Below are 12554 nucleotides of genomic sequence, written 5' to 3'. Positions count from 1 at the left end.
TTCCCCGAAAGCTTGGAGAAGAACATGTCCGCTTCCAACGCCATCGTTGTTGCCAGTGCAGCGCGCACGCCTGTCGGCTCCTTCAACGGCGCCTTCGCCAACACGCCAGCCCATGAATTGGGTGCGGTCGCCGTCAGGGAAGCGCTTGTCCGTGCCGGCGTCGAGGGCAAGGAGGTGGACGAGGTCATTCTCGGCCAGATCCTGACCGCGGCCCAAGGGCAGAACCCGGCGCGGCAGGCGGCTATGGCCGCCGGCGTGCCGCAGGAGGCTACCTCCTGGGGCCTGAACCAGCTCTGCGGCTCGGGCTTGCGCGCCATCGCGCTCGGCATGCAGCAGATCGCCCAGGGCGACGCGAGGATCATCGTTGCCGGCGGCCAGGAATCGATGTCGATGGCTCCGCATGCGCAACATCTGCGCGGTGGCGTCAAGATGGGCGACTTCAAGCTGATCGACACCATGATCAAGGACGGCCTGACCGATGCCTTCTACGGCTATCATATGGGCAACACCGCGGAGAACGTCGCTCGCCAGTTCCAGATCACCCGCGACGACCAGGACCAGTTCGCACTGGCTTCCCAGAACAAGGCCGAGGCCGCGCAGAAAGCCGGAAAATTCAAGGACGAGATCGTTGCCTTCACAGTCAAGGGCAGGAAGGGCGACACCGTCGTCGACCAGGATGAATACATCCGCCACGGCGCCACAATCGATGCCATGACCAAACTCAAGCCGGCGTTCGACAAGGAAGGCACGGTAACAGCAGCCAATGCTTCCGGCATCAACGACGGCGCCGCCGCCGTGGTGCTGATGACCGAAGCGGAAGCCGCAAGGCGCGGCATCACACCTCTGGTGCGTATCGTTTCCTGGGCGACCGCCGGCGTCGACCCGCAAATCATGGGGACGGGACCGATCCCCTCCTCGCGCAAGGCGCTGGCCAAGGCCGGCTGGTCGGTCGGCGACCTCGATCTGGTCGAAGCCAACGAGGCCTTCGCCGCGCAGGCCTGCGCCGTCAACAAGGACATGGGCTGGGACCCGGCGATCGTCAACGTCAATGGCGGCGCCATCGCCATCGGCCATCCGGTCGGCGCCTCCGGCGCCCGCATTTTCAACACGCTGGTCTACGAGATGCGCCGCAGAAGTGCCAAGAAAGGTCTTGCCACGCTGTGCATCGGCGGCGGTATGGGCGTTGCCATGTGCGTGGAAGCATTGTGATGAGATAAGCGATACGAGTAGGATACTGCCGCAAAGCGAGTAGGGAAAGAGGGCAAACCCCACCGCTTCAACGCGCAGTCATCTGCATTTCCCGGGAGGACACATGACAAAGGTAGCAATCGTCACAGGCGGGTCGCGCGGCATCGGCGCGGCGATATCGGTCGCCTTGAAGAGCGCCGGCTATTCGGTGGCCGCAAACTACGCGGGCAATGAGGATGCGGCGGCAAAGTTCAATGCAGCGACCGGCATCCCGGTCTATAAATGGTCGGTCGCGGACTATGAAGCCTGCACTGCCGGCATCAAACAGATAGAAGCCGATCTCGGTCCCGTCTCGGTGCTGGTCAACAATGCCGGCATCACCCGCGACGCGATGTTCCACAAGATGACGCGCGAGCAATGGAAAGAGGTCCTCGACACCAATCTTTCCGGCGTCTTCAACATGACGCATCCGTTGTGGGGTGGAATGCGCGACCGCAAGTTCGGCCGCATCATCACCATCTCCTCGATCAACGGCCAGAAAGGCCAGGTCGGCCAGGTCAATTATTCGGCTTCGAAGGCCGGCGACATCGGCTTCACCAAGGCACTGGCCCAGGAAGGCGCGCGCGCCGGCATCACCGTCAACGTCATCTGCCCCGGCTATATCGCCACCGAGATGGTCAAGGCGATGGACGAGAAGGTGCTCAACGAGCGTGTCATCCCGCAGATCCCGGTCGGCCGTCTCGGCGAGCCGGAGGAGATCGCGCGCTGCGTCGTCTTCCTCGCTTCCGACGATGCCGGTTTCATCACCGGCTCGACCATTTCAGCCAATGGCGGCCAGTACATTAGCTGAGGCTTGGGATGTCGCGGATGCCCCCGTACCGGCCCGACGGCAGGTACGGGCAGATAACCGGGCTGTCACGCGGCAAGCTTCAGCGCTGGGCTGGCTTCAGGCTGGGTTCGGGTAATTGAACCTGCCTCGCACGCGGGTGCCGGCAGACGGGCAAGCGGCGCCCGGCTAAGGCCCGACAGCTTCAAGGCGATGCGGCGCTTCAGGAATGGTGTGAGGTTCAGCACCGATAGTACGAGGTTGCGAACGAACCGCTTCACCGGACTGCGGGCAAGCGCCATGCCGGTCATCATGCCAGCCAGGTCAAGCACCTCTTGGGCTGCCGGGCGTCGCAGCGTTTCATAGAGTTCGAGCTCCGCTTCGGGGCGCACGCCGTTCACCACGTCGCCAAGCAATTGGCCAAGCACGACCGCGTCGACGATGCCGGTATTCATGCCTTGCCCTCCCGCCGGACTGTGCACGTGCGCGGCATCGCCCATCAGGAACAACCGGCCCTTGCGGTATGACCGGACCAGGCGGTGATGCACGCGAAACCGCGAGCTCCACGACAGGTCGAGCACGCGGGTTCTTTCTTTGGTCGGTCCACGGCTGTCGAGCAGCACCTGTATGTCTGCGACTGCGGGTTTTTCCGGTGCATCGTCCATTGTCGCGACGACGCGGTACGATCCGTCTGGGAGCGGCGCCACCACCACCAGTCCGGCTGGCGCAAAGAACAGCGACACTTCGGTTGGCCCAACCGGCCAGTCGAGACGAACGTCGGCGAGAACGAACGACGCCTCATAGGCCGCACCGTCGAACTCGATGCTGGCCGAGTTGCGCACCAGGCTGTGCATGCCGTCGCCGCCAACGACGTAACGTGTCGATATGATCTTCTCGCGACCGTTTTCGACCACCGTCACGCGCGCACCGTCAGGGTCCTGAACCACCGCTTTGGCCTCGACCACGAGGTGGATCACGCCGCCCAGGGCCGTAATCCGCTCGGCAAACACCTGCTCGGTGAGATTCTGAGGCAGCATCATCAGATAGGGATGCCTCGACGGAAGCTTTCCGAAATCGAGCTTGAGCAGTGCCCGGCTGCGATCTCGGATGGCGAAATTCTGCAGCTTCAGGGCAAGTTCGCTCAGCCGCTGCGTGACGCCCAGAGGCTCCAGCGCTTCCAGCGTCTGAGCGTGGATGACGCCGGCCCGCGAGGTCTGAAGGCCCTCCCCAAGCCTGTCGATCAGAACATGGTCGACCCCGGCCTGGTGCAGCACGATGGACAGCGCCAAGCCGGTCGGGCCGGCGCCAATAATCAGGACTTCCGTTTTATCTGGCAACATTTTCTCTCTCCATTTATCAACACATGTTGACTTTCTAGCCGAAGCCATTGCATTTGTCAACAGTCGTTGGCATATGGATTTCATGAGCGAGAATCAGCAGAAGAAAACCAGCAAGTCGGACCGCACCCGCGCCCAGATCCTCGAAGCCGCGAGGCTGCTGTTCGCCAAGCACGGCTATGACGGCGCCTCCATCCGCGACGTCGCGGCCCATGCCTCGATCGATCCGGCCATGGTGATCCGCTATTTCCGCAGCAAGGACGAGCTATTCGCCAGAGCGGCGGTCGTCGACCTGAAATTGCCGGCACTGCGGGTGATCGATCGAACCGCCATCGGCAAGACACTGATCAGGCGATTTCTCGAAATCTGGGAAGATCCGGCCAACGGTACCGGCATGGCAATTCTGCTGCGGTCGGCGACGTCGAACGAATTCGCCGCCGAAAAGTTGCGCGATGTATTTGCCAACCAGGTGAGGCCACTGGTTGCGGCGGTCGCTGATCCCGCCGATGCGGGCCGGCGGGCCGGGCTCATTTCCAGCCAGCTGCTGGGTTTGGCGATGTGCCGTTACCTGCTGCGCCTACCACCGGTCGTCGCCCTGTCTCACGACGAAATCATCCAGACCGTCGGCCCTACATTGCAGCGCTATGCCGTCGGAGAGGACGTGCCTTGAACAAGCCGTTCAGCGTGGGGCCGAGTCTGAGCCTCATGCGGCAAGTGCGCCGACCGATGGCCATGACGCCGGTGTGTGCCGAACCAGCACGCAAAGGTTAATGGCCGCTGCGCAGCCTGTGCAAAAACCGCCCGGCTGCCTGTGGATTCTCGGTGGAGAAGCTGTTCACAACACAACATGTTGCGGTGAACAAACCAAGAAACTTCGGCTATCTCTGATTCGTCGCCGATTCGTTCCGGCTTTGAGCGGAACGTTAACGAGGAGAGCTGAAAACTCCCTCGAAATGATTAAGGCGCGTTAGGAAAGATCAATAATTTCATAATGTTGTGCGAAGCAGATTGGCCACCCACGACCATTCACCGGCAAAGATTAACCATGGTGCTCGCCTGGATGCCGCTTGCATGAATCGGGCCAGTTCCCGTGATTCAGCATGTGGTGAGGTATGCCGGCAGAAAACCCAGATGTAGCCGTGAACAAAACCTGAATCGGCGAGAGTCAGTGATTCGTCGCTGATTCGTTCCAGACTCGTTCCAACTGTTAATCGGGAACAGATTTTCTGGCTTTGAAGCGACCAATCGGCCTGCCCTCGGCACATTCCGCTTTCGCTTCGCGCCCGAAATCCCTATGTGTCGCCTGTCATACGCGGCCAATATGGGCGCGCTCCCGACAATGCGAGGCGGAGAGCCTTATTTCCAGGCCGATGAACATCCATCCGAAACACACTGAACCGCTGATCCTGACCGGCCGGGACGTGACGGCCGTGCTCGGCCCGACCAACACCGGCAAGACCCATCTCGCCATCGAACGCATGGTGGCGCATGAAAGCGGCGTCATCGGCCTGCCGCTCAGGCTGCTTGCCCGCGAGGTCTATGCGCGCGTCTGCGAGAAGGTCGGCGCCCATAAGGTTGCGCTCATCACCGGCGAGGAAAAGATCCAGCCGGCTGGCGCGAAATACTCGGTCTGCACGGTGGAAGCGATGCCGCGCGAGACCGACGCCGCCTTCGTTGCCATCGACGAGGTCCAGCTCGCCGGCGATCTCGAACGCGGCCACATCTTTACCGATCGCATCCTGCATCTGCGCGGCCGCCAGGAGACGCTGCTGCTTGGCGCGGCCACCATGCACGGCATCCTGCAGCGCCTGCTGCGGGGCGTGTCGGTGGTGACCCGGCCACGGCTGTCGCATCTTGCTTATGCCGGCTCGAAGAAGCTGACCCGCCTGCCGCGGCGCACCGCGATCGTCGCCTTCTCGGCCGACGAGGTCTATGCCATTGCCGAGCTGATCCGCCGCCAGCAAGGCGGTGCCGCCGTCGTGCTCGGCGCACTCAGCCCGCGCACCCGCAACGCCCAGGTGGCGCTGTTCCAGTCGGGTGACGTCGACTACCTCGTCGCAACCGACGCCATCGGCATGGGCCTCAACCTCGACCTCGACCACGTCGCCTTCGCCCAGAACCGTAAATTCGACGGCTACCAGTACCGCAACCTGACAGCGGCCGAGCTCGGCCAGATTGCCGGCCGCGCCGGCCGGCATCTGCGCGACGGCACCTTCGGCGTCACCGGCCAGGTCGATCCACTGGATGAGGAACTGGTCAAGAAGATCGAGGCGCATGATTTCGACCCGGTGAAAGTGCTGCAGTGGCGCACCGCGCATTTCGATTTCGCCAACCTCGATGCGCTGAAGCGCTCGATCGAGACCAACGCCCCGGTCGAAGGCCTGACGCGCGCGCTGCCGGCCGTGGACGCGCAGGCGCTCGAGCATCTGTCGCGCGACGAGGATGTCCGGGCACTCACCACCGATGCCAGACGCGTGGCGCTGCTGTGGGAAGCCTGCGCGCTGCCCGACTACAGGAAGATCGCGCCGGCCCAGCACGCCGACTTGATCGCCTCTATTTACATGGACCTTGCCAGGCATGGCCATGTCGACGAGAACTACATGGCCGAGCAGGTGCGCCGTGCCGACTCCACCGAAGGCGACATCGACACGCTGTCGCACCGGATTGCCCAGATCCGCACATGGACCTTCGTTTCCAACCGACCCGGGTGGCTGGCCGATCGGGCACACTGGCAGGAAAAGACGCGCGAAATCGAAGACAGATTGTCGGATGCGCTGCATGAGCGGTTGACGAAACGTTTTGTAGACCGCAGGACTTCCGTCCTCATGCGGCGCCTTAGAGAAAACACGATGCCTGAAGCCGAAATCAGCCCAACCGGAACCGTCCTCGTCGAAGGCCATCATGTCGGCGAGCTGCAGGGTTTCCGCTTTACCGCCGACCAGAGCGCCGGCGGCGAGGACGCCAAGGCGGTGCGGGCGGCGGCGCAGAAGGCGCTTGCCGCCGAGTTCGAGGCGCGGGCCGAGCGCTTCGGCGCCTCTGCCAATGGCGACATCGCCCTGGGTTCGGATGGCACGCTGCGCTGGATCGGCGCGCCGATCGGCACGCTGGTCGCCGGCGAAGACGCTTTGAAGCCGCGTCTTGTCCTGCTGGCCGACGAGCAGCTCACCGGTCCGGCCCGCGACAAGGTTGCGGCGCGCGCCGAGCGCTTCGTCAATTTCCAGATCGAATCCCTGCTGAAGCCGCTGGTCGACCTCAAGAATGCCGAGCAGATCACCGGCATCGGCCGCGGCATCGCTTTCCAGCTTGTCGAGCATTTCGGCCTCATTAACCGTCGCGACATCGCCGACGAGATGAAGTCGCTCGACCAGGAAGGCCGCGCGGCCCTTCGCCGCCTCGGCGTGCGCTTCGGCGCCTACCATGTCTTTGTGCCGGCACTGATCAAGCCGGCGCCGGCCGGGTTGATCACGCTGCTGTGGGCGCTGAGAAACGACGGCAAGGACAAGCCCGGCTTCGGCGATGTCGTTCACGCACTGGCCTCCGGCCGCACCTCGGTGGTCATCGATCCGACCTTCGACAAGACCTTCTACAAGCTTGCCGGCTACCGCAATCTCGGCCGGCGTGCTGTACGCGTCGATATTCTCGAGCGGCTGGCCGACCTGATCCGGCCGGCGACCAACTGGAAGCCGGGCCTCGGGCCTCGCCCCGACGGCGCCTATGACGGCCAGTCCTTCATGGTGACGCCGCCGATGATGTCGATCCTCGGCGCGACCGCCGACGACATGGAAGAAATCCTGAAGGGGCTCGGCTATCGCGCTGATGCCAAACCGGCGGCCGCGGTCAAGGCGCGGCTCGAAGCACAGGACAATGCCGCGCGCGAAGCGGCCGCTGCAAAGCAGGCGGCTGAAGACGCAACGCGAGTCGAGCAGGCGAGGATGGCGGAAGCATCTGCCGCGGCAGAGCCGCCGGCCGAGGCTTCGGAACCCGTGTCGAATGCGGCTCCCGTTGCGGAGGCGGCGGCCGAAGCTGTAACCGAAGCGACGGCAGAGCCTGTCGCGGAAGCTCCAGCCCTTGAAGCTGCGGCAGAAGTCACGCAAGAGACCCTGCCCACCGCCGAAGCGGCTGCAGAACCAGCGGCTGAGCCAAGGGCGGCGGAACTTGGGGCGGAAACTGAGGCTACGGCACCGGCAGAGCCGCCGATTTTCGAAACGACGGAAGCATCGCCGGCCGAACCTGCAGCGACGGCGGAAGCCGTCGCTGGCGACGCTGCCCCGGAGGCGGAGGAGCCAAAACCTATCCTATTATGGCGGCAGGGTCGTTTCGACCAGCGCCCGCGTCATCGCCAGCATGACAACCGCCCCCGGGACAATCAACGGGGCACTCGCGCGCGCAATGGTCAAGCTGCGCCGGTAGATGCCGGCGGGCAACCGACGCCAGGCGACCGGGCCGCCCGTCAGGGGCGCCACGACCCGCGTGACGGCGCCGGCAAACCGCGCTTCGATCGCAGCAAGTTCAAGCCTAAACCGCAAGGCGAGGCTGGGGAGCAGCGCGCCGGCAAGCCGCAAGGCGAACGCCCCGACCGGCGCGAAAACCGGCCCGGCTGGAAGGCTGGCCGGCAGGACGGCAAAGGCAGCGCCCAAGGCGCAAAGCCCGCCTTCCAGCCGAAACCGCGTGAGGAACGCCCGGTCCGCTTCGACCCGGACTCGCCCTTCGCCAAGCTCGCCGCGTTGCGCGACCAGCTGAAGAAGTAAGCTGCTCGTCCAATGGTCACTGATGCTCGCCAGCGCATCGACAAGTGGCTGTTCTTCTCGCGCGCCGTAAAATCGCGCACGCTGGCAGCCAGGCTGGTCGTCGCCGGACGCGTCCGCATCAATCGCGACAAAGCAGCGCAGGCCTCCGATGCGGTCCGGCCGGGCGACGTTTTGACCATCACGCTGGAGCGGCGGATCTTCGTCTGGAAAGTCCTTGGCACCGGCGTACGGCGTGGCCCGGCCGAAGAGGCCCGCCTGCTCTACGAGGACATGTCGCCGCCCGCCACGCCCAAGGGCGAGGCGCTTCCGGATGCGGTGCCGCCGTTGCGCGAGGCCGGCAGCGGTCGCCCGACGAAGAAGGAACGCCGCCAGACCGACCACCTGCTCGGCGACGATTGAGCAAGGTCGAACGCCCGCTTTGCCGGCCTTCCGGAATTCCATTCCGGAAACCGCGGCACCGCTGGCAGGGCCGCCCTTGCCACCAGCGGACAAAGGCGTTACCTCACCAAAAAAGCCCAACAAAATGGGACGTCCCGGAGCCGACCAATGACCTATGTCGTGACCGACAATTGCATAAAATGCAAATACATGGACTGCATCGAGGTCTGTCCGGTCGACTGCTTCTACGAAGGTGAGAACATGCTCGTCATCCACCCGGACGAGTGCATCGATTGCGGCGTCTGCGAACCGGAATGCCCGGCCGACGCGATCAAGCCCGATACCGAACCGGGCCTCGACAAATGGCTGCAGATCAACACCGAATATGCCGAGAAATGGCCCAACATCACCGCCAAGAAGGAGCCGCCGGCCGACGCTAAAACTTTCGATGGCGAAACTGGCAAGTTCGAGAAATATTTCTCCCCCGAGCCCGGCGAAGGCGACTGACGAGCCGGCCAGCTGCGGCCGCCTGACGCCACTTAACAGACGTGATACATTAACTGCCTTGACAGGCGGCAACGGCGCGTGGCCTTCGCGCGTGCAGCAAAACCTTGATTCTTCCGACTTTTTGTGTTATATCAGCCAAACATGCCGGTGACACAACGTCGATTTATGGCGCAAACGCCCCAAATCACTGAAAGGTGAATTTCTCAATCCGGACCAGAGCGATCTGGGGCAGGCGGTCGCAATGTTGCGATTTGCCGGTCCTGGCCTTTCCGGTGAGTTCATCGTTGTGTGGCTAAGGACCGGTCACCCCGGTCGCACGAGTTCGGGCCGGCACGATGCCGGTACCACAACAAGGAGTTCAGGGCGTAATGGCAACGATCACCCCGCAGAAGAAGTCCACCGCAGCGCGCCACGGTTTCAAGACCGGCGAGTACATCGTCTATCCGGCGCATGGTGTCGGCCAGATCGTCTCGATCGATGAGCAGGAAGTCGCGGGCCACAAGCTGGAGCTGTTCGTCATCGACTTCCAGAAGGACAAGATGCGCCTCAAGGTGCCGGTCGCCAAGGCGACCTCGATCGGCATGCGCAAGCTGTCGGAAGAGGATTATGTCGAGCGCGCGCTGAAGGTCGTGCAGGGCCGCGCCCGCGTCAAGCGCACCATGTGGTCGCGCCGCGCCCAGGAATATGATGCCAAGATCAACTCCGGCGATCTGATCTCGATCTCGGAAGTGGTGCGCGACCTCTATCGCGCCGACAACCAGCCGGAGCAGTCCTATTCCGAGCGCCAGCTCTACGAGGCGGCCCTCGACCGCATGGCCCGCGAGATCGCGGCCGTCAACCGCATGTCGGAGACCGAAGCGGTGCGCCTCATCGAGGTGAACCTCAACAAGGGCCCCAAGCGCGGCGCCAAGGCCGACAACGAGGAAGCCGAGCAGGAAGAAGCTGCCTGAGCCTTTTCGCCTTCGAATTCAGAAAAACCCGGCCTCGCGCCGGGTTTTTTGTTTTGGCTGACCGGTAATGGCCGCTCTAGCTCTTGCCGCCGCCTTCCCGTTCCGCCTCCTGCTTCAGCGTGGCGATGAACCGCTTGGTCCGCTGGCGCTCGGGGTTGCTGAACAGCACCGCGGCCGGCCCTTGTTCGACGATGTTCCCGGCATCGAGGAACACCACTTCCCGCGCGATCTTCGAGGCGAGCCGCAGATCATGCGTCGCCATCACCATTGTCGTGCCCTCGCTGGCGAGCTTGCCGAGCACGTCGACCACCTCCTGAGCCAGTTCCGGATCAAGTGCAGAGGTCGGCTCGTCGCAGAGCAGGACTTTCGGCGAAGGCGCCAGAGCCCGGGCAATCGCCACGCGCTGCTGCTGGCCGCCTGACAGCGTCGCCGGCCAGGCATCGGCCTTGTGCGCCATGCCGACCTTTTCGAGCAGGGCTAGCGCCCGTCCGCGCGCTCTTTCCTTGGGCCATTTCAGCACCGTCACCAGCCCCTCCATGATGTTCTCGATCGCAGTGCGATGCGGAAACAACTGGAAATTCTGGAACACCATGCCGGTCTGCAGCCGCAGTCGCTGGATATCCCTGGTCGAGACCCTGCCGCCGGGGTGGAACTCGAGTGCATCGTCGCCGATCCGCACCGTGCCTGAAGTCGGCAGCTCGAGCAGGTTGATGCAGCGCAAAAGCGTGCTCTTCCCACCGCCTGAGGGCCCGACAAGCGCCGTGACGCTGCCTTCCTCGATGGTGACGGTCACGCCCTTCAGCACCAAATTGTCGCCGAAACGCTTTTCGATGTTGGTGAGGCCGATCATGCGCGCGCCTCCAGGAAGCCGCCATAACGGTTGAGCCGCGTTTCCAGCCGCGCCTGCAAGGCCGACAGCACGGAGCTCATGACCAGATAGAGAGCCGCTGCCTCGACATAGAGGATCAGCGGCTCATAGGTGGTGGCGACGATGCGCTGCGCCGCCTGGAACATCTCCGGCACGGTGATAGCGGCGGCGAGCGAAGTGTCCTTGACCAGCGAGATGAAGGTGTTGGACAGCGGCGGCACGGCGACGCGTCCCGCCTGCGGAAGAATGGTGCGCCGCATTGCCTGGCCCCAGGTCATGCCGATCGAATAGGCCGCTTCCCACTGACCCTTGGGCACCGAACCGATGACGGCGCGGATGATTTCCGACGAATATGCGCCGATGTTCAAGGTAAAGCCGATCAGTGCTGCCGGAAAGGCGTCGAGCAGGATGCCGACCGATGGCAGGCCGTAGAAGATCAGGAACAGTTGCACGAGAAGCGGCGTGCCGCGGAATATCCAGACGTAGAAGCGGACCACGGCGACCAGCGGTTTGGGACCGAACAGCCGGACAAGCGCCACAACCAGGCCTAGGACAAGACCGAATGCAAACGACAGCAGCGTCAACGGCACGGTGAAGATGAGTGCGGCCCACAGCAGCGTAGGCAGGGATTCCAGCATCAATTGCAGCCAGTGCGGCACGAAGGCTCCTCCTTGCCAGATTGCCGTCGCTCACATCACGCGAAAGCGGCGGGCCGTCAAAAGACAGCTCGCCGCGATATGAACGACGCGGGCCGGCGTTCGGCCCACACGAGAAAGCCGTTTTACTTCGAAACGTCCTGGCCGAAATAGGTGTCGGCGATTTTCTTGTAGGTGCCGTCGGCCTTGATGTCGGCCAGCGCCTTATTGATGGCGGCCACCAGTTCCGGATCGCCCTTGCGCACGATGACGCCGGAATAGTCGGCGTTTTCCTCCTGCGCGGCAATCTTCACATTGGCGTCGGGCTTGTGCTTCTTGAAGTCGAGGAAGGACAGGCTGTCGTTGATGGTGGCGTCGGCGCGGCCGGTAAGAAGAAGCTGGATCGACTGGTCGAAGCCGTCGGTGCCGACGAGTTCGGCGCCGTTGGTTTCAGCCAGCTTGCCGAAGTTCGAAGTCAGCGACTGCGCCGCATTCTTGCCCTTGAGATCGGCGAAGCTCTTGATATCGGTGTTGTCGCCACGCACGATCAGCACCGCCTTGGAGGCGATGTAGGGATCCGAAAAGTCATATTTGGCCTTGCGCGCCTCGGTGATGCCGACCTCGTTGATGACGGCATCGTAGCGGTTGGCGTCGAGACCGGCGATCAGCCCGTCCCATTTGCCTTCGAGGAACTGGGCTTTGACGCCGAGGCGCTCGGCGATGGCCCGCGCGATCTCGACGTCGAAGCCGACGAGCGCGCCGGAAGCATCATGATAGGTGAAGGGCGCATAGGTTCCTTCCGTGCCGACCTTGAAGACGCCGGACTGCTTGATCTGGTCGAGATTGGCGCCGGCATGACCGGCAGCGATGGCCAGAACCTGCAGCGTTCCGGCGATGATGAGCGATTTGAGCCATTTCATTTTTCTGTGATCCCGTCCTTGGCCGATGTCCGGCGTCATTGCGAGTGCCGGAAAATGACAGATGCGCGATGCCGGAATAAGAAACTAAATTTCAAAAATCTCGCGCCCTTGAAATCCAATTCTCAACCAGCAGTTCCCGGGGCCATCCGGCTGAGTCAAGGCCGGTGGCGAATCGCCTGGAACAGCGCAATCGACAT

The 12554-nt window shown here is 63.2% G+C and carries 11 protein-coding genes; 7 read left to right on the top strand and 4 right to left on the bottom strand.

Annotated elements, in window-relative coordinates; genetic code table 11:
* The first annotated feature begins 24 nt into the window (after positions 1-24).
* Positions 25-1209 (top strand): acetyl-CoA C-acetyltransferase, encoded by a 1185-nt coding sequence (locus NMG46_RS04280; RefSeq protein WP_254816500.1) that lies wholly within the window; start codon positions 25-27, stop codon positions 1207-1209.
* Between the two features lie 103 nt (positions 1210-1312).
* Positions 1313-2038, top strand: coding sequence for an acetoacetyl-CoA reductase (phbB, locus tag NMG46_RS04275; RefSeq protein WP_254816499.1), 726 nt, complete (start codon positions 1313-1315; stop codon positions 2036-2038).
* 65 nt (positions 2039-2103) lie between these two features.
* On the opposite strand, the gene NMG46_RS04270 is transcribed toward phbB, so the two are convergent.
* Positions 2104-3354: an NAD(P)/FAD-dependent oxidoreductase gene (locus NMG46_RS04270; protein ID WP_254816498.1), complete on the bottom strand. Its 1251-nt coding sequence runs from the start codon at positions 3352-3354 to the stop codon at positions 2104-2106.
* Here NMG46_RS04270 and NMG46_RS04265 point away from each other — a divergent pair.
* The 5 genes from NMG46_RS04265 (at position 3290) to NMG46_RS04245 (ending at position 9934) form a co-directional block, all read left to right on the top strand.
* Positions 3290-4021, top strand: a complete 732-nt coding sequence (locus NMG46_RS04265) for a TetR family transcriptional regulator (protein ID WP_254816497.1) — start codon at positions 3290-3292, stop codon at positions 4019-4021. The two genes, NMG46_RS04270 and NMG46_RS04265, sit on opposite strands and share 65 nt — an antisense overlap.
* A 700-nt stretch (positions 4022-4721) precedes the next feature.
* Entirely contained in the window at positions 4722-8099 is a 3378-nt protein-coding gene (locus tag NMG46_RS04260; protein WP_254816496.1) for a helicase-related protein, read from the top strand.
* Between the two features lie 12 nt (positions 8100-8111).
* Positions 8112-8498 (top strand): RNA-binding S4 domain-containing protein, encoded by a 387-nt coding sequence (locus NMG46_RS04255; RefSeq protein ID WP_254816495.1) that lies wholly within the window; start codon positions 8112-8114, stop codon positions 8496-8498.
* Between the two features lie 147 nt (positions 8499-8645).
* A complete protein-coding gene (fdxA, locus tag NMG46_RS04250; protein ID WP_254816494.1) occupies positions 8646-8984 on the top strand; it encodes a ferredoxin FdxA in 339 nt (112 codons plus the stop codon).
* A gap of 368 nt (positions 8985-9352) precedes the next feature.
* A complete protein-coding gene (locus tag NMG46_RS04245; RefSeq protein ID WP_006327799.1) occupies positions 9353-9934 on the top strand; it encodes a CarD family transcriptional regulator in 582 nt (193 codons plus the stop codon).
* A gap of 76 nt (positions 9935-10010) precedes the next feature.
* On the opposite strand, the gene NMG46_RS04240 is transcribed toward NMG46_RS04245, so the two are convergent.
* The 3 genes from NMG46_RS04240 to NMG46_RS04230 form a co-directional block, all read right to left on the bottom strand.
* A complete protein-coding gene (locus NMG46_RS04240; protein ID WP_254816493.1) occupies positions 10011-10784 on the bottom strand; it encodes an amino acid ABC transporter ATP-binding protein in 774 nt (257 codons plus the stop codon).
* Positions 10781-11461 (bottom strand): ABC transporter permease subunit, encoded by a 681-nt coding sequence (locus NMG46_RS04235; protein WP_254816492.1) that lies wholly within the window; start codon positions 11459-11461, stop codon positions 10781-10783. Before NMG46_RS04235 ends, NMG46_RS04240 begins: the two co-directional genes overlap by 4 nt.
* Before the next feature lie 122 nt (positions 11462-11583).
* Positions 11584-12357, bottom strand: a complete 774-nt coding sequence (locus tag NMG46_RS04230; protein WP_254816491.1) for an amino acid ABC transporter substrate-binding protein — start codon at positions 12355-12357, stop codon at positions 11584-11586.
* Positions 12358-12554: the final 197 nt, after the last annotated feature.

The organism is Mesorhizobium sp. LMG 17147, assembly GCF_024297145.1.
In the GTDB taxonomy this organism is placed as follows: domain Bacteria; phylum Pseudomonadota; class Alphaproteobacteria; order Rhizobiales; family Rhizobiaceae; genus Mesorhizobium.
Note: the sequence above shows the minus strand (reverse complement) of the source record. Positions and strands in the feature narration are given on the sequence as shown.